This window comes from Alteromonas sp. RW2A1, from assembly GCF_001886475.1.
In the GTDB taxonomy this organism is placed as follows: Bacteria; Pseudomonadota; Gammaproteobacteria; order Enterobacterales; family Alteromonadaceae; genus Alteromonas; species Alteromonas hispanica.
The window spans coordinates 3358611-3376438 of record NZ_CP018031.1; the positions used below are offsets into that span (position 1 = coordinate 3358611).

Annotated in this window: 14 protein-coding genes; 9 read left to right on the top strand and 5 right to left on the bottom strand. The window is 45.3% G+C overall.

The genetic code is table 11. The features are described 5' to 3' along the window. Window positions 1-81: 81 nt before the first annotated feature. From BM528_RS14890 to pepA, 3 genes are all read right to left on the bottom strand, one after another. On the bottom strand, window positions 82-2856 hold the full coding sequence (locus BM528_RS14890) for a valine--tRNA ligase (protein ID WP_071980510.1): 2775 nt from the start codon (window positions 2854-2856) through the stop codon (window positions 82-84). Between the two features lie 65 nt (window positions 2857-2921). After that, window positions 2922-3344, bottom strand: coding sequence for a DNA polymerase III subunit chi (locus BM528_RS14895; RefSeq protein WP_071980511.1), 423 nt, complete (start codon window positions 3342-3344; stop codon window positions 2922-2924). Window positions 3345-3350: 6 nt separating this feature from the next. Next, window positions 3351-4856, bottom strand: a complete 1506-nt coding sequence (pepA, locus tag BM528_RS14900) for a leucyl aminopeptidase (RefSeq protein WP_071981343.1) — start codon at window positions 4854-4856, stop codon at window positions 3351-3353. 260 nt (window positions 4857-5116) lie between these two features. On the opposite strand from pepA, the gene lptF reads away from it, so the two are divergent. Together lptF and lptG are read left to right on the top strand one after the other, a co-directional pair. After that, a complete protein-coding gene (lptF, locus tag BM528_RS14905; RefSeq protein WP_071980512.1) occupies window positions 5117-6217 on the top strand; it encodes an LPS export ABC transporter permease LptF in 1101 nt (366 codons plus the stop codon). Next, a complete protein-coding gene (gene lptG / locus BM528_RS14910; RefSeq protein ID WP_071980513.1) occupies window positions 6218-7279 on the top strand; it encodes an LPS export ABC transporter permease LptG in 1062 nt (353 codons plus the stop codon). A 176-nt stretch (window positions 7280-7455) separates the two neighbouring features. Here lptG and BM528_RS14915 read toward each other — a convergent pair whose 3' ends face one another. Continuing rightward, on the bottom strand, window positions 7456-7968 hold the full coding sequence (locus tag BM528_RS14915; protein WP_083595406.1) for an RDD family protein: 513 nt from the start codon (window positions 7966-7968) through the stop codon (window positions 7456-7458). 580 nt (window positions 7969-8548) lie between these two features. On the opposite strand from BM528_RS14915, the gene BM528_RS14920 reads away from it, so the two are divergent. The 7 genes from BM528_RS14920 (at window position 8549) to BM528_RS18910 (ending at window position 14382) form a co-directional block, all read left to right on the top strand. Beyond that, window positions 8549-9082 (top strand): sigma-70 family RNA polymerase sigma factor, encoded by a 534-nt coding sequence (locus BM528_RS14920; RefSeq protein ID WP_071980515.1) that lies wholly within the window; start codon window positions 8549-8551, stop codon window positions 9080-9082. Continuing rightward, window positions 9079-9780, top strand: coding sequence for an anti-sigma factor (locus BM528_RS14925; RefSeq protein WP_071980516.1), 702 nt, complete (start codon window positions 9079-9081; stop codon window positions 9778-9780). The genes BM528_RS14920 and BM528_RS14925 overlap by 4 nt, the downstream gene beginning before the upstream one ends. A gap of 164 nt (window positions 9781-9944) precedes the next feature. Continuing rightward, on the top strand, window positions 9945-11537 hold the full coding sequence (locus BM528_RS14930) for a DUF4331 domain-containing protein (protein ID WP_071980517.1): 1593 nt from the start codon (window positions 9945-9947) through the stop codon (window positions 11535-11537). An 11-nt stretch (window positions 11538-11548) separates the two neighbouring features. After that, complete coding sequence (locus BM528_RS14935) at window positions 11549-12076, top strand: Ig-like domain-containing protein (protein ID WP_071980518.1); 528 nt, start codon at window positions 11549-11551, stop codon at window positions 12074-12076. Window positions 12077-12152: 76 nt separating this feature from the next. Beyond that, window positions 12153-13265 (top strand): hypothetical protein, encoded by a 1113-nt coding sequence (locus BM528_RS14940; protein ID WP_071980519.1) that lies wholly within the window; start codon window positions 12153-12155, stop codon window positions 13263-13265. 16 nt (window positions 13266-13281) lie between these two features. Next, window positions 13282-13917 carry a HupE/UreJ family protein gene (locus BM528_RS18905; protein WP_232230500.1) on the top strand — a complete coding sequence of 212 codons (636 nt, stop codon included), beginning with the start codon at window positions 13282-13284 and terminating at the stop codon, window positions 13915-13917. A 24-nt stretch (window positions 13918-13941) separates the two neighbouring features. Continuing rightward, on the top strand, window positions 13942-14382 hold the full coding sequence (locus BM528_RS18910; RefSeq protein ID WP_269529788.1) for a HupE/UreJ family protein: 441 nt from the start codon (window positions 13942-13944) through the stop codon (window positions 14380-14382). A 111-nt stretch (window positions 14383-14493) separates the two neighbouring features. Here the strand turns inward: BM528_RS18910 and BM528_RS14950 are convergent, their stop codons facing one another. Continuing rightward, window positions 14494-17634: a WD40/YVTN/BNR-like repeat-containing protein gene (locus tag BM528_RS14950; RefSeq protein WP_071980520.1), complete on the bottom strand. Its 3141-nt coding sequence runs from the start codon at window positions 17632-17634 to the stop codon at window positions 14494-14496. Window positions 17635-17828: the final 194 nt, after the last annotated feature.

A 17828-nucleotide genomic window follows, 5' to 3' on the forward strand; every position in this document is an offset into this window, starting at 1 on the left:
ATGACAAAAAAACGGGGCCATTAATTTGGCCCCGTTTTAATTGTTGAATATACTGCTGAAAACAATAAAGGTTAAGCGACTCTAGAGAGCAGCAATCGTCTCATATTGTTCTTTCAGTTTTGCCAACGCTTTTTCACCCTCGTCGAGCTTACCGCGTTCCTTTTCGATTACGGCTTCAGGTGCATTGCTAACAAACTTTACATTGCCAAGTTTGCCACGGGTTCTTGATACGTCTTTCTCAACTTTCTCCATGGCCTTGGTGATACGTGCAAGCTCTGCATCTTTATCAATAAGCCCTGCCATAGGAATCAGAATTTCCATCTCTCCTACCAGCGCCGTCGCGCTAGCTGGTGCTTCTTCACCAGTAGTAAGAATAGTTACGCTCTCAAGTTTAGACAGCTTATCTAAGAAGCCTTTAGCAGCCTCTAAACGTCGTTTGTCTTCGTCACTTACATTTCTGAGTAAAGCATTAAGCGGTTTATTTGGGGAAATATCCATTTCGCCACGAATATTGCGAATGCCAACAATAAACTTCTTCACCCACTCAATATCGGCCAGCACGCTTTCGTCTTGCTTATCCGCTTCAACTTCTGGGAATGGCTGCACCATGATGCTAGCGTCGTCTTCAACGTTAAGTGCGCTTAGCGGCACAACACGCTGCCAAATAGTATCGGTGATAAACGGCATAAGAGGATGCATTAGTCGCATCAGGCTCTCTAGCACGTTGATGAGTGTATGGCGAGTTCCTCGCTTTTCAGCCTCGCTACTTGCGTCATTGCTAAGCACTGGCTTTGTGAGCTCAAGGTACCAATCGCAGAATTGATTCCAAGTAAATTCATACACAGTTTGCGCAGCAATATCGAAACGGTAATCAGAAAGTGCTTTCTCAAATTCAACAAGGGTCTGTTGAAACTTCGCCCAAATCCAGCGGTCTGCCAAGCTGAGTACCATATCACCGCCATTCGCACCGGTATCATGCTCTTCCGTATTCATCAAAACAAAACGCGATGCGTTCCAAATTTTGTTACAGAAGTTTCGATAGCCCTCAACGCGAGACATATCAAAATTGATATCTCTGCTGGTAGATGCCATTGCCGCAAAAGTAAAGCGAAGAGCATCGGTACCGTAGGCATGAATTCCTTCAGGGAACTGTTTGCGCGTGCGCTTAACGATTTTTTCAGCTAACTGGGGCTGCATCATTCCGGCAGTGCGCTTCTCAACAAGAGACTCGAGGTCGATGCCGTCAATCAGGTCAATAGGGTCAAGCACGTTGCCTTTTGATTTCGACATTTTGTCACCGCTCTCATCGCGTATGAGACCTGTGATGTAAATGTCTTTAAATGGAATTTTTCCAGTAAACTTCTTGGTCATCATGATCATTCTGGCAACCCAGAAGAAAATAATGTCAAAGCCTGTTACCAAAACAGATGACGGAACAAACGTCTCTAAATCGGGAGTGTCTTTTGGCCATCCCATAGTGGCGAAAGGCCATAACGCACTAGAAAACCACGTATCGAGAACGTCATTATCTTGGGTTAACGTAACCTCGCTACCTAAGTCATTTTTCGCGCGTACTTCTTCTTCGGTGCGACCTACGTAAACCTTGCCGTTCTCATCATACCAAGCTGGAATGCGATGTCCCCACCAAAGCTGACGAGAAATACACCAGTCTTGAATGTTATTCATCCACTGGAAGTAGGTTTTGTTCCAGTTTTCTGGAACAAAACGAATTTCACCGCTTTCTACTGCTTCAATTGCGGGCTTGGCAAGAGACTCTACCGCTACGTACCATTGGTCTGTAAGGTAAGGCTCGATTACCGCCCCAGTGCGATCGCCACGGGGCACTTTAAGCTTATGCGGCTCTACTTTTACCAAAACACCACTGCTATCTAAATCGGCAACGATTTGCTTACGGGCGTCAAAGCGATCTAAACCTTGGTAAGCCTCTGGCGCATCATCATTTATTTTGGCATCGTCGGTAAGAATATTGATCATGGCAAGGTTGTGGCGCTTACCCATGTCATAGTCGTTAAAGTCGTGGGCAGGGGTTATTTTCACGCACCCTGTACCAAATTCCATATCAACGTAGTCATCAGCGATTATGGGGATCAAACGACCTGTTATTGGCAGTTTAATATCTTTGCCGATAAAGCCTTGATAACGTTCATCATCGGGATGAACAGCTACAGCGGTATCACCTAGCATCGTTTCTGGGCGTGTTGTAGCTACCACAAGCTCACCGCTACCATCGGCAAGAGGATAGCGCATGTGCCACATGTGGCCATCTTCTTCTTCGTTGAGAACTTCAAGATCGGATACTGCGGTGTGCAGTACAGGGTCCCAGTTAACGAGACGCTTGCCGCGATAAATAAGCCCTTCTTCATGCAGCTTTACGAAGACTTCTGTCACTGCCGTCGATAAATCGTCGTCCATGGTAAAGACTTCGCGAGACCAATCTGGCGATGTTCCTAAGCGACGCATTTGGCTGGTGATAGTACCGCCACTTTGCTCTTTCCACTCCCAGATCTTTTTAATAAAGTCTTCGCGGCCCAAATCGTGGCGTGTTTTACCTTGGGCATTTAACTGGCGTTCAACTACCATTTGCGTGGCGATACCCGCGTGGTCTGTACCCACCTGCCACAACGTGTTGTCGCCTTTCATTCTGTGGTAACGGGTTAACGCATCCATTATGGTCTGCTGAAATCCGTGGCCCATGTGTAGACTTCCCGTCACGTTTGGCGGGGGAAGAAGAATACAGTAGGGTTCACCACTACCAGATGCTTTAAATAAACCCGCGTCTTCCCATTTTTTATAGCACTGCTGCTCGATAGACTGCGGTTCGAAGGTTTTATCCATTACTGACTCTCGTTTTGAAGCTGATGTAACTTGGGTGAAAAAGTAAACGTGCTAGGTGCGCGCCGTCATGCAGACTTAAATTGCATACTACAACCAGCTTGCTGATAGTTTTTGTATCTCACCCGCGCTGCTTGCTTAGCATTTTCATCCACGGGTACAAAATCGATGATTTGGCGGTGTTGATTAGGCGATGGCACCATGCCAGAACCCACGTTTACCACCATTTGACGCCGGGCAACCTGCTCTGGTTGCCAGCATATTTCTACCGGCGTACCTGCCTGTGGTCCTTCACCGTATAAATTGTGAGGTACAAAACGGTTCGCCGGCAGTTGCCACAGCAGTTCATCAACTTCTTCTGCTTGTGCCTGCGTATCGCATAGCACACTCATCTTTTGTTTATTAGCAAAAGCGTTAGCGACAATCTCACTGGCTTTGCCAGCTACGCCATTATCGCTAGCGCTTAGTTGATAAAAAATAACCTGTGGCATGCTAGGTTAGTCCTCTAACTTAATGTCTGCTCGGTTCATTAAGAACTGAGAAAGCATAGGAACAGGACGTCCCGTCGCACCTTTATTTTTACCACTGCGCCATGCGGTTCCTGCGATATCAAGGTGTGCCCAGTTGTACTTTTTAGTGAAGCGCGACAAGAAACAACCCGCTGTGATGCTTCCTGCCGGACGACCACCTAAGTTGGTCATATCGGCAAATGGGCTTTCTAACTGCTCTTGATAATCATCCCACAACGGCAAACGCCAAGCGCGGTCTGAACTTTGCTCTGAGGCGTTGAGTAACTCATGGGCAAGAGGATTATGAGTACTCATCACCGCAGTAGCGTGGTGACCAAGGGCAATAATGGCTGCGCCGGTAAGGGTTGCTACGTCAATTACCAACTCAGGCTCGTAGCGTTCTACATAAGTTAATGCATCACACAGCACTAAACGGCCTTCTGCATCGGTATTTAGCACTTCAACGGTTTGACCCGACATGGTTGTTAAAATGTCACCTGGACGATACGCATTGCCGCTTGGCATGTTTTCACAGCCAGCGAGCACGCCAACAATATTAATGGGTAAATTAAGCGCGGCAATAGTGTGCATTGTGCCTAATACGCCTGCAGCGCCGCCCATGTCGTATTTCATTTCGTCCATGGCTTCGCCTGGTTTAAGCGATATACCGCCAGAGTCGAAGGTCAACCCTTTACCCACAAGCACGATAGGCGCCTGATCTGCAGGGCCGCCACGGTGATGCATAATACTCATCATGCTTTCATTTTCAGAGCCGCGCCCTACCGCTAGATAGGCTTGCATACCAAGTTCTGCCATTTGCGTTTCGTCAACCACTTCAGCGGTTATACTGTCATAACGACTCGCAAGCTCTTGTGCTTGTTTCCATAGATATTCTGGATTACAAATGTTGGGTGGCATGTTGGCCACGTCTTTTGTCACTTTGGCACCACGAGAAATCGCTAAACCATGTTCAACAGCGCGCTCGCCTACGGTTAACTCTCGACGGGTGGGAACATTGAAGACAATTTTGCGCAAGGGGCGACGTGGCTCACCTTTCTTCGTTTTAAGCTGTAAGAATGTGTACAGCGAGTCTTCTGTGGCTTCTACCGCCTGGCGTACTTTCCAATAGGTATCACGGCCTTTTACATGAAGTTCGGTCAAGAAACATACGGCTTCCATTGACCCAGTTTCATTCAGTGTTTGGATTGTTTTTGCAATGATATTTTTGTACTGACGCTCGTCTAATTCGCGCTCTTTTCCGCAACCGACAAGTAAAACCCGCTCGCTCAAGACGTTTGGTACATTGTGTAGCAGCAACATCTGGCCGGCTTTGCCTTCTAAATCGCCGCGGCGCAACAGGTTGCTGATATAACCATTGCTGATCTCGTCTAGCTGTTCTGCCACTGCCGTTAAACGGCGTGGTTCGAAGACGCCCACAACGATACAGGCACTACGTTGCTTTTCTGGGCTGCCACTTTTTACACTAAACTCCACGATATTACCTCGCTTTTCGTCGTTTATAGTTTGCACGATGACTAAAATCACGTAACGTTTCGCGCTGCTTTATGTTTTAATACGCAGAATAACTTTTAAGTTCACTGCAATGAACGCGTTTGCCCTTAAATATAGGCCAAATTGGCGTCAAAACATCATACAAACAGTTTATGGTTGCAGGCAAAACGTGTAAAAACGGTAAGTTTAAACAAAATTGTGCTTTCTTTCACTAAAATTCCTAATTATCCGGGCAGACTGAGATGCTGATATTCCGCTATTTACTTAAGGAAACGCTAAAATCTCAGCTAGCGATTTTCTTTATCTTAATGGCCATTTTTGTCACCTTGCGCTTCGTGCGTGTTTTAGGTGATGCTTCCGATGGCGACATCCCCGCAGGTCTAGTTTTAGGCTTCTTGGGTCTTTATGCCCCCATGCTATCATCTCTTGTGCTGCCAATAAGCGCTTATCTCGGCATTATGCTGGCCCATGGCCGTCTATACGTTGATAGCGAAATGACTGTTATGCGCGCTTGCGGCATTAGTGAATGGTATATAACGAGGGTAATGCTGTTTCTGTCGGTGCTGATTATGATTGTTACCGGCGCTATTACACTGTATTTCGCTCCTCTTGCTGCAGAAAACGAATATCAACTGCGAGAAAAAGCGCGCAACGAAGCGGGCATCTCGGCGCTTATGCCCGGTAGATTTCAACAAACCGGCAACGAAAAAGCAGTTATTTTTGCTCACGACGTTGATGAAAACGACAAACTAAAACGAGTCTTTTTATCGCAAAATCAAAGTGACGATAGCAAAGAACAGGTGCGTGTGGTTTACGCACAAACAGGTGACGTAGCAACAAATGCAGACGGCACCCGTAACCTTATCCTGAAGCAAGGCGTGCAATACGAGGGCGTACAATCGGGTAACGCCTATCGAAAAGTTGAGTTTGACGAATACCAAATTCAAATTGCCGACAAGCCTGCAGAAGAGCCTCGCAAGAAAGTGAGTGTATTACCAACCACTGAACTGTGGAATGACGAAAGCATAGAAGCACGAGCTGAACTGCAATGGCGTATTGCTATTCCCCTTTCCATTCCTTTTTTAGTGCTTATAGCCGTGCCGCTGAGTGCGGTTGATCCAAGGCAAGGTCGATTTGGCAAAATGTTCCCTGCTATATTACTTTACCTGGGGTATTTTTTATTACTGTTAGCCAGCAGACGCGTGCTTGAAGACGGGAAAATGCCACCTCAACTTGGGCTGTGGTGGGTTCACACCGTTATGCTAGTGATTGGTTTTGTCTTAATTGTTCGCGATAGGAAAACAGGCACTCAGTTACGTGCTTGGATATTGGGGAAAAAATAAATGTTTAAGATCCTCGATTTGTATGTAGCACGAACATTATTAAGCACAGTTACAGTAACCCTTAGCGTACTAATTGGACTCAGCGCGCTTATAAAATTTGTTGAACAGCTGCGAAAGATTGGTGAAGGCGACTACGACATGCTTCTAGCATTTTTGTATGTTTTGTTGAGCCTGCCTCGCGATTTGGAGCAGTTTTTCCCTATGGCTACCCTACTTGGTGGCTTAGTGGGAATGGGCGTGCTTGCAAGCAATAGCGAGCTTGTAGTCATGCAGGCCGCAGGACTGAGCCGCTGGAATATCATCAATTCTGCCATGAAGTCGACCCTGATTATGATTTTGGTGGTTATGGCTGTTGGCGAGTGGGTAACCCCAGTAAGCGAGACAAAAGCCAAACAGCTTCGCACGGAGGCCATTTCTGGGGGAAGCTTGTTCTCATCTGATAAGCTTGTATGGGCGAAAGATGGCGAACGATTCGTAAGCATTGGACAGGTTCTCAGCCAAGATGCCTTAAAAGATATTCGCATTTACACCTTTAACACCGACCTTTCGCTGCAAAGCATTAGCTATGCGAATACGGGCACGTTCGACGACGATGGCTGGTGGCTAAACAATGTAGATGTAACAACTTTCACTGAGCAACAGATTTCAACGGAAAATATTGAAAGGAAGCGCTGGAACTCAACTCTCACTCCAGACAAATTGGGCATAGTGGCAGTAAAACCAGAAGCATTATCTATTACCGGCTTAATAGACTATGTGAATTATTTAGAAAGTAACGATCAGGCCCCCGCACGCTACGAACTCGCTCTATGGCGCAAGATATTGCAACCGGTGTCTGTTGGCGTGATGCTATTAATGGCACTGTCGTTTATTTTTGGCCCACTGAGAAGTGTTACCATGGGAGCGCGGGTTATTATGGGGGTACTAACCGGTTTTGGTTTCTTTATTCTCAATGAAGTGTTTGGGCCTGTGAGCTTGGTTTATCAGTTACCGCCATTTCTGGGCGCGCTTCTACCAAGCCTGCTGTTTGCCGCTATCGCGGGCATAATGCTTCGGCGCTGATCACACTTATGTTGCTTTAACTGGTTTAGACAGCAAACTCGCTAGATTTGAGAGCCAAAAGGGCAATATCTGCCCTTTTCTTTTGCTCATCGATTGTGCTACCGAGTCTTAATTTTTAATGCTTGTTCTTAAGCGCTGTAAGCAACTTTGTGTGCCTCTTTTCAACGCTGTTTTGCCTACCAGCTTTTATGGTCATTCGCTTCTTTTGACAGCTTTAATACTTCGGTTTTTGCTAATCTGTCTTGTAGCGACTGTTTTTCTTTTATATCGAACAACACCAGTAACGTGCCTAATCCGCAAAGTGAAGCAATAAGGCGAGTAAGTAAACGCCCCATGGTAACGGGCTCATCTACTGTGCTAAAAATACGGAGCCGCCAAGCACGCATGCCTAATGTTTGCCCTCCTCGTTTCCAGAACCATAAAAAGAAGCCGGCTATCCACAAACCTACCCAAACCTGAATAAGAAGTTTGTATGCTCTAGAGGCCTGAATGAAATCGGCTGGCTCAGCATAACCTTGCATGTCTATGGCGCCATTTTTCAACATAATAATAAGCGTGACTATGATCACCATTGCCGCACACATGCCCACTGCAATAGCAACAAGTGCATCGTAAACCATGGCTAAAAGACGACGAAAGAATCCTGCCCGCTCTCCAAATTCAGACGCAGGTGTATTCTGGCTTTCCATGTCTGCCTCACTACTTTCATTTTTTTTGCGAACTCGCTTTTGAGCTCTTACTTTGTTTTTTGACACACTTTTCTCTTTAAATGCTTATTTAATTTCTTAGAACAGGCTCGCTTGATGCCAATATGCTTGCTATTACTCTATTTATTACTAAGACATTTGACACATTATCTCGATGGCTACGCTTAAAACATCAGTCTGGCTCTAACCTGACGTCGCTTTAACCTAATACGGCTATAGCAAACCACGGTGCAATTAGCGTTACGGATAAGAGTAAACATCTAATAGTGTGACACAAGCAAGACTGGGCATAAATATGAATAAGGTAGCATTACGCGTTTTTCACCTGACAACTCATTCGTCAAAACGCTTAACCCACTGGAAAGAGAGCCTAGACTTAAGGAGATAATGACAATTTATTAAACCGTGCTATTGTCAAAAACAGAGCATATTGACCGTTACTGTGCTTTTTTTGCATCTAACCAGGCTAGATGGACGTTAGTATATTAAAAACCTGTAAGTCTTATGATGGCTAACAACAATTAAGCATGTGACTGTAAAAAGTCATATATAAGGAGCCAAAATGGAACATGAAACTCTGTTTCCGCTGTTGTGTAAAACGGCAGAGGGCGACAAAGATGCCTTTGCTAAACTGTATGAAATAACCAGCTCTCAGCTTTACGCGGTGGCATTAAAGCTACTCAAACGGCCAGAGCTTGCAGATGAAGCAACGCAAGACGCTTACATCAAAATTTGGCACAACGCGGGAAGCTACCAGCGAAGCAAGGGAACTGTGTTAACCTGGATGGTAAGTATTGTGCGTTATAGAGCATTAGATTCAATGCGCTATCACAACGTTCGCAACGAGGTAGAGTTGACCGATGAAGCCGCTGCCATTCCCGACGCTCCCCAGGCTTTTCAATTAGGCGGTGAGCAACAAAAGCTTTCTGCCTGCCTCGACGAGTTAGATGGGCCGCAACGACAAGCCATTCATTTAGCCTACGTAAACGGTCTATCTCACCAAGAAGTGGTGAATTATCTATCTTCGCCATTAGGCACTATTAAAAGTTGGATACGAAGAGGATTACAAAGCCTTCAAAGGTGTTTATCGCTATGAATTATTTGAAAGAAGAAACGCTTAACGCATTAGCCGCTGAATATGTTGTAGGAACACTGCGTGGAAAAGCCCGTTTGCGTTATCAAAAATTGATGATGCAATACCAAGCTGTGAGCGATGCCACCGCCCAATGGGAGCAGTATTTAGCGGGTTTTAACGATACTGTTGAGCCGGTTGAACCGCCAAAAGCCGTGTGGGAGGAAATTCAGCGTCGACTTGGGCATTCTGCATCTAACGGCACATCTGCTCAAATTGTCGATTTTGAACGAGCAAAACGCGAACGCTGGCGCGGGCTCTCTATGCTATCAACTGCTGCAGCCTTGGTGCTTGCCGTACTTTTAGTCATCATGCAGCCAGCCCCAGTCGAGGACGTATCGCATATTGCTGTAGTCAATAATGCGGATAATACGCCGCTGTGGATTATCGAAGTATCGCCGAGTACCATGGACGTAAAAGTTACCGATGCCTTTACCGCTATTGCAGATAAAGACTATGAGCTTTGGATGGTTCCTGCTAATGGAGAAGCACCGATATCTCTTGGTTTAATGCCTGAGATGGGTGGAGATAGCAGAGCAACGCCAGATATTTTACTCGACAGCAGTATCGCGGCACTTGCAATTAGTTTGGAAGCCCCAGGAGGCTCTAAGACCGGAGCGCCAACCGAAGTACTTTATATAGCACCTATTCTATCGGTTTAAAAAACCGCCCCCACTATATAGGCCGCATTTTTCTCATGAAATATGCGGCTTTTTCTTTTTATTTACGTCTTTAAAACATTTTTTTAAATTATTTTATTTTTTTGCATCTAGTCGTGCATCTCGCTCGTTTAGCTTTAGGAACTCATAAAACAGAGAGATAAAACATGACAATCTTCAAACGTAAAACACTATCGGTTGCAATTGCTCTCACTTGCGCTGCCGTAACAGCAGGCGCAATGGCATCAAGCCACAGAGAGGCACCTAACATTACCCGCGCTCCAGCGGTAGACAGTACAGATTTTTACGCCTTTAACAGTTACGAAGAAGGCAGAGAAGGTTATGTAACCTTCATTGCCAACTATATTCCATTACAAGACGCCTACGGCGGTCCTAACTATTTTGCTATGGACCCTGCAGCACATTACGCCATTCATATCGACAGTGATGGAGATGCAGTAGAGGATGTTAGCTTTGTATTCAATTTTAACAATATGCTTGCTGCAGGTAATGAAGGCATAGCACTTCCGATTGGCCCTGAAGGCAATCAGAAAATGGTGAAAGTGCCGCTTAAAAATGTAGGTGGCATTAGCGCGGACGATTCTAGCGCCGCCAACTTCTCGGAGATGTATACGCTAACCATGGTTTCTGGTGATATGCAAAGCGGTGAGCGCACTATGCTAACGCCTGCTATGGGCGATATGTTTAAGAAGCCACTTGATTACATCGGTAACAAAACATTTACCAGTGAAGCTGAGTACGCACGTTATGCTGAAAGCTTTATTTATTCGTTTGCCATTCCAGGTTGTGACGATATGGCCCGTGTATTTGTAGGCCAGCGTAAAGACCCATTTGTTGTAAACCTAGGTAAAACATTCGACTTAGTTAACTATGTACCTGTAGAAGGTGATAGTGCCCCGGGTGCTGGCGACGGTGAAGGCTTCCCTGGCGGTATTACACAAAGCGACAGCAACGATGATCTTATTGACAAAAACGTAACGTCATTGTCCATTGAAGTTCCTGCAAGCTGCGTAACTGGCGATGGCAATGGCGTAATCGGAAGTTGGACTACGGCGAGTCTGCCGCAAGCACGCATCCTAAACCCAGATGCTACTTTTGCAAAGCCTGAAGTTAACGGCGGTGCAATGACACAAGTGTCTCGCTTAGGTAGCCCACTAGTTAACGAACTCGTGATTGGTATTGGCGATAAAGATAAGTTCTCTAGCGCACACCCAAGTCAGGACGGTCAATTTGCGGATTACGTAACGCATCCGTCTTTACCTGAGTTACTGAATATTCTGTTTAAAGATGCGGTAAACACTACGCTAGGTACAGAAATTGAAACGCTAGCACCAACTAACTTCCCAAGAACAGACTTGGTAACCGCGTTCCTAACCGGCTTCCCTGGAGTGAACCAGCAGGCAACAGTAACACCGTCTGAAATGCTTCGTTTAAACACTGGCATTCCAGCCACACCAGCAGCGTCACAATCGGCATTTGGTGTAGCGGGCGACGATTTAGCAGGCTTCCCTAACGGCCGCCGTCCAGGTGATGATGTTGTAGACATTGCACTTCGCGTAGTTATGGGCCGTTTGTGCTATCCAATCCCAGTTGCAGGTGAAGATACAGACCTTGGTCTTTGTGCACCGGAAGATGCAAGCGTAGGTACAGTGCCATTTACTGATGGTGCACCGGTGGATGCGAGCATGATTGATTCATCATTTCCATACCTAAGAACGCCTATTGCTGGCTCTGAGTAAGGAGCACAACTATGAATAATTCGACTAATCAACCAAGCAACCGAAAACTACACCGTATTTGGATTGCAACGTCGCTGGCGCTAGCGTTATCAGGCTGTTTCGATAGCGATGACGATAACAAAGCGCCTGAGATCAACGAAGCTCCAGTGGCCGTTGATGATGCGTTAACCACTCAGGCAGACATTGCATTTGAAGGCACGCTTTCAGCAACAGATCCTGAAAACGACCCTCTTACGTTTGCCCTAGCAGATGACGGCTCGTTAGGTACAGCAACTGTAAATTCAGACGGTAGCTTTACTTACACGCCAGACGCTCAAGTGACAGGCTCGGATAGCTTTACATTTAGCGTTAGCGATGGCTTTAATCAGCAGGTTGCCGGCACGGTAACAGTAACCATTGAAGCTCAGCAATTGTCTGTAGCTAGCTACACGAGAGAAGTGTTTAATCAGGCGCCAACCGACAAGCCACTGCCAGTAAATGGTCGTGAGTTTACTCAGGACGCCGATGATGCCGCTTTCGACGACTTACTGATTGACTAAGTAACAATTAATCACAAGTCACCGTAAAAGAGCATAACCGCAAGGCCATGGACGGCCTTTTTTTAAGGGAACTATCATGTCAAAGTTCGTATCTGTATGGACGTTATGTGCCTTAGTGCTACTTTCACTACCCACATTCGCAAACGCAGAATCTGCGTCCTCACACCCCGTAAAAAATCAAATAGATAAAAACGCCATAATCGCCACTTGGCAACCCGACGAAAAAGTGCTCACAAGCCTTTTTGAAGCCGAGCAATTACTCTCATCTAGCCGATATTTATCTGCCTCAGGAAACGAGCGCCAGCGCGTAAGCCAATTCCTACATAAGTTACGTTCTGAGCAACCCGTTTTAAGGGGAACGCAGCTCGAACGAGTTGTTATTCTTGAAGCAAAGCTCATGCAAAGCATTCATAAATTTGATGATGCCATGAGACATTTGAATACTATCGATGTATCTCGCTCTGCGGCTGCGCAATTGCTGCTTGCCGACATTAGCATTCAACAAGGTAATGGAAATAAAGCGAAGCAGCACTGCGAGCGCCTGCTGGGCAAAACAAGCTTTATGTTGTCTTTTGGCTGCGTGTTAAATGCTGATTTTGCTATCTCACCTTCTATAGAGGTGTATCATAAACTCAAAAAATTTGAACAATACTCATCACTACCTTCTTCTTCATCGTCACCCATTTCGTCAAGTTTTGATAATTCTGAATTCATTTGGTTCAAAGAAACACTAGCGAGCATGGCTCTTTCTGTTGGGCAGCCTGAACTAGCAATAAAGCAATTGGCTGAATTTGAAATTGCTTCGCTTCCCATCAGTGCCATTATCACCTGGGCCGATGCCCACTATGCTAGTGGTCAATATGGCACTATCACTTCAACCTTAGAGAGAGATGTTACTGACCTTTCACGCTTAGACGACGCGTTATTACTACGGTGGGTTAAAGCACAAAAAGCGCTAGGCGAAGACAACACTAAAGAGATGCGCCTGCTAGGCGAGCGCATGAAAATAAGGGCTTGGCGAGAAGATACCTCTCACGCTGCGCAAGTGGCAAACTACTATCTTGATATCGATCCTCAACCTGAGCTCGCCCTAAAATTTGCCCAACTGAATTGGCAGTATGCGCAAACAGAACACGATAAAGCACTACTTGAAAGGGCTGAAAAAGCAAATTCAGAACTAAGTAGCTAGGAGTTTCAACAAGGTTATGCAACGATTTATTTTATTTTTCTTTATTCTTTTTGCGTTTACTGCAAAAGGCTTTGCCCATGAGTTAAGTAACGGATATTTAACTCTGAATTATCAGCAAGGAGGACTTTTAAAAGGGGAGTTGCTGCTAAAGCCTGAGGATATTGGGCAAGCCGCTAATTTAGATTCCAATAATGACGGGCAATTGCAGTGGGGTGAAGTTTTAGATAATCAGTCTTTTGCAGAGCAATATATCGCGTCCTCGCTACAAGTAAAGCAGGGAGAAATCAAGTGCGATGTTGCAACAACAGTTCCTTCTATGCGCTCAATATCTGCCGAGTCACTTATTGTTTATCCGTTAAATGTCAGCTGCCAAGGAACCGGTGAGATTAGCATAATGTATCAAGGGATCTTTGAAGTAACGCCTACGCATAAACTGCTGACAACAATAAAACTTGAGCAAGAAACCTTAACTACAGTGATAGCTGAAGATAAGCGCATATTAACGCTAACACCTGCGGCTCTCTCTATCACTACACAGTTTTTTGAAATGGTATACCAAGGCATTTGGCATATTTTTATTGGCCTAGATCATATTCTTTTTCTAGTGGCGACTTTACTTACCGTTAATTTAGCGCGTAATGAGCGTTCGTAGAAAAAAGAAGACAAGAAACGGGATATTTTTAAAAACACGGTTATTTTAGTGAGTGCGTTCACCTTAGCGCACTCAATAACGCTTACTGCTACAGCCCTTGATATAATTACGCTAGACAGCAGATGGGTAGAGCTGGGCATTGCAATTTCCGTTATGCTAACGGCACTGAACAATATATTCCCGTTGGTATTTAGGCTCGGCTTTTTAACCTTTGGCTTTGGTCTTCTTCACGGCATGGGCTTCGCCAGCGTATTTGCAGAATTAAACGCACAATCAAACAGCCTAGTAATGAGCGTGGCCGCATTCAACATTGGTGTAGAAATAGGCCAGTTGGTCATTGTTGCAGTACTTCTGCCACTCCTTATGCTTGCGCGTAATTGGCATGTTTATGCAAAAACAATTATGCCGTTTGCATCCTCTGTCATCGCCATTATTGCATTAAACTGGACCTTACAGCGGTGGTAGCCCTTTTTGTCGGTAACTAAGTTCAGCCCCACATCAGTGTTTTGGTATCGTACAAACGTCCCTAGTTGCCTATTACTAGGGACGTTTTATTTTGAGTTGGCGTGTGATGAGCTACAAACGTTCTAAATCATATGCGCCCTGCTCTGATAGCTTTTTATTGAGCGGCGTTATTCGCTCTTCAAACAGGGTTTGTAACTGCAATTTATATTGCAGCCACTTTGCTTCTAAGTCTTCTAATCGTTTTAATGCGCCCGCTTGCGCTGGCGCCCCTGTTCTATCAAAGTTATCCATTAAAAAGCGTACTTGCCTGTCGAGCATATTCGGCCAATTGATATCATCTTCGAAAGTTTGATGTTTAGGCTGAATCACTAACGACTCCCACTCATCTATTTCACTAACAATACGGTCGATAGACTCTGACATTTCAGCAGACAGCATCACATTAGAATGTGTGATGTCATTAAGCTTTTCACGCACATTCCGGGCTTTCTGTAAGTGTGCAAACAGTTCATTTAAAATAGTTTCACTGGCCTTGATACTCTGCTCAACCACTTTTAACTGCTGCGCATTTGTATTCTCTCGTGGATCGGGTAGGACCTTAAAAGATCTAGTTTGCGCTATATCGCCAAGCGATATCGTAGCTTTATATTCTCCCGGCATTACTCTGGCACCATTCCAGCCGCCAAAAAGCTTCACGTTATCAATACAGTTAAGGGGTGCGCGACGCAAATCCCACTCGAAGGTGTTATAGCCTTTATTTGTCGATGGATGCTTGAACTTGACCGGGCTGCGAATATCTTCATTGCCTTTCGCGCAAGATTCAAACGCGCTAGGTTTAGACGATAGCGAGCGCACTAATTCGTTGTCGGCATTAAAAATGTCAATGCGAAGTTCGTCATCTTCTTCTAGCTCTGCGCCTAAATAATATCTGAATGACGCGCCGCGAGGAGGGTTCTTAGCCTCAGGTTGACCGCTCATATTACCACCGCTTAGTAACCGCACGCCGTCAACAGGGCTAAATTGAAATAGCTTTTCATCAACCAAAGATTCGTTAACTTCGCGAAGAGGCGATATATCATCTAACACATAAAACCCTCTTCCCTGTGTAGCAACCACAAGGTCATCGCCTTTCACTTTAAGGTCTGTTATTGCAACCGGAGGTAAGTTAAGCGACAGCTTTTGCCAGTTTTTACCATCATCAAAGCTTATAAACATTCCGCTTTCTGTGCCGGCAAACAGCATACCCTCTTGCTGAGTATCTTCACGAACTACTCTTACAAAAGCGTCTTCGGGCAAGCCTTTATCAATACGAGTCCAGCGTTTTCCATAATTTGTCGTTTTATAAATATACGGGCTGTAGTCGTTAAGTTTATAGCCAGTCACTGCAACGTAAGCTTTGCCCTCGGCATGAGAGCTTAACTCTATGGCATTTACCTGCGCTTCTTTTTTGTGAGGGGTAATATCTACCCAGTTTTTTCCTTCGTCTTTAGTAAGATGCAGTTTACCGTCGTCGGCACCAACCCAAAGCTCTCCCGCATTTACAGGAGATTCAGCAATATAAAACACTGTGTTGTAGTATTCCGCGCCTGCCTGTTCATTTGTGATAGGGCCACCATTCAACCCCTGTTTATTGGCATCGTTGCGAGTGAGGTCAGGGCTAATTTCTTGCCAATTTACACCCCAGTCAGTGGTTTGTAGTATCATCTGTGTTCCGTAATACACAGTATTTGGGTCGTGTTTTGATACTAAAACCGGCGCATTCCAATTAGTGCGATACTTTTGGTCTCGTGCATTACGACCGAATACGTATTCAGGGTAAGGCATGATGGGGCGAGTTAACCCACTTTCTCTATCAAATTCCGTGAGTGTACCGTTTATAGTAGTGGCGTAGATAAGCGCAGGATCGTTTGGATTAAACGCGATATGGGCACTTTCACCACCGCCCACTGCAAATTGTTCGTCAATGCCTATGCCGCTATCCCAAGTCGCAGAAGGCGTTGCCATAGTGGTGTTATCTTGCTGGCCTCCATAAATATGATACGGCTCAAGGTTATCTGTGGTCACTCTGTAAAATTGCGCAGTGGGTTGATTGTAAATACTCGACCACGACGCTCCACCATCAAACGTAACAGTTGCGCCACCATCGTTGGCGTTTATCATGTTTAAACTGTTTTCAGGGTTAATCCACATATCATGAGTATCGCCATGAGGCAGCGACTTAATTTCAAAGGTTTTGCCGCCATCAATGGATTTATGCAGCTGCACATTCATAACGTACAGAGTATTTTCATCGTTCGGGTCAACTTTTATATGGTTGTAATACCAAGCTCTGGCTTTAAGAATATTGTCGCCATTCATTAACTTCCATGTAGCCCCAGCATCATCACTGCGATATAAGCCACCTTTGTCAGCTTCAATAATGGCGTAGAGTCGTTTAGGGTTTGATGGTGATACATCAATTCCCACTTTGCCAATGAGCGTTGGCAAGCCTTTTTCAAGCTGCTCCCAGGTTTCACCGCCATCAATAGACTTATAAATGCCGCCCCCATCGCCGCCAGATTTTACAAACCACGGCGTTCTGCCGTGATGCCACATGCTTGCATAGAGTATTCTTGGGTTAGAAGGATCTATGGCCAAATCGGCTGCGCCCGTATCTGCATTCACTTTTAATACGTGTTGCCAATTTTTACCACCATCAGTGGTTTTGAAAATACCGCGCTGTTCGTTGGGAGCCCAAATATTGCCTTGAACCGCAGCCCAAGCAACGTCTGGATTCGAAGGGTGTATGCGTATTTTTGGAATTTGACCCCGATTGTCTAATCCAACCAGCTTCCATGTTTCGCCCGCGTCGGTAGATTTATAGATGCCTTTGCCATGACTTGTGGTAACGCCTCGAATAGGCCCTTCGCCAGTGCCAACATAAATTACGTTGGGGTCGGAAGGCGCTACTGCAATAGAACCAATGCTGCCTACTGCAAAATGTTTATCTGATAGCGGCTTCCACGATATTCCCGCGTTTTCAGTTTTCCATACTCCACCACCAGCAGTGCCCATGTAATAAAGCTGCGGGTTGCCCTTAACGCCGCTAACGGCAACCGAACGACCGCCACGGTAAGGACCGACAAAACGGTATTCCATTTTGTCGAAAAGTACTGCATCAATGGTGCCTTCTAATCCATAAGTTGGAAATGAAAAACTCAACAGTGTGCTCACAGACACAACTAGAGCAGCTAATGTTCGCCGTAATATCATTTCTGAACGCCTTATTTTGGTTATTATTTTTAAAAGTGGAAATGCTTATTTTTGATGTTTTGTAACGATGAACACTTATATTGCAGCCAGCGTAACGTTATGGCAATGACTTTGGCGAGGAATTTGAATATGCAAATATACAATAATGAGAAGCTGTGAAGATGTGTTGGGCTATAGAATTTTAATGCGCGGCA

Excerpts from the sequence above, each read along its gene's own strand:
- BM528_RS14890 (WP_071980510.1), bottom strand. The coding sequence starts at position 2,856 with ATGGATAAAACCTTCGAACCGCAGTCTATCGAGCAGCAGTGCTATAAA.
- BM528_RS14895 (WP_071980511.1), bottom strand. The coding sequence starts at position 3,344 with ATGCCACAGGTTATTTTTTATCAACTAAGCGCTAGCGATAATGGCGTA.
- lptF (WP_071980512.1), top strand. The coding sequence starts at position 5,117 with ATGCTGATATTCCGCTATTTACTTAAGGAAACGCTAAAATCTCAGCTA.
- lptG (WP_071980513.1), top strand. The coding sequence starts at position 6,218 with ATGTTTAAGATCCTCGATTTGTATGTAGCACGAACATTATTAAGCACA.
- BM528_RS14915 (WP_083595406.1), bottom strand. The coding sequence starts at position 7,968 with ATGGAAAGCCAGAATACACCTGCGTCTGAATTTGGAGAGCGGGCAGGA.
- BM528_RS14920 (WP_071980515.1), top strand. The coding sequence starts at position 8,549 with ATGGAACATGAAACTCTGTTTCCGCTGTTGTGTAAAACGGCAGAGGGC.
- BM528_RS14925 (WP_071980516.1), top strand. The coding sequence starts at position 9,079 with ATGAATTATTTGAAAGAAGAAACGCTTAACGCATTAGCCGCTGAATAT.
- BM528_RS14930 (WP_071980517.1), top strand. The coding sequence starts at position 9,945 with ATGACAATCTTCAAACGTAAAACACTATCGGTTGCAATTGCTCTCACT.
- BM528_RS14935 (WP_071980518.1), top strand. The coding sequence starts at position 11,549 with ATGAATAATTCGACTAATCAACCAAGCAACCGAAAACTACACCGTATT.
- BM528_RS14940 (WP_071980519.1), top strand. The coding sequence starts at position 12,153 with ATGTCAAAGTTCGTATCTGTATGGACGTTATGTGCCTTAGTGCTACTT.
- BM528_RS18905 (WP_232230500.1), top strand. The coding sequence starts at position 13,282 with ATGCAACGATTTATTTTATTTTTCTTTATTCTTTTTGCGTTTACTGCA.
- BM528_RS14950 (WP_071980520.1), bottom strand. The coding sequence starts at position 17,634 with ATGATATTACGGCGAACATTAGCTGCTCTAGTTGTGTCTGTGAGCACA.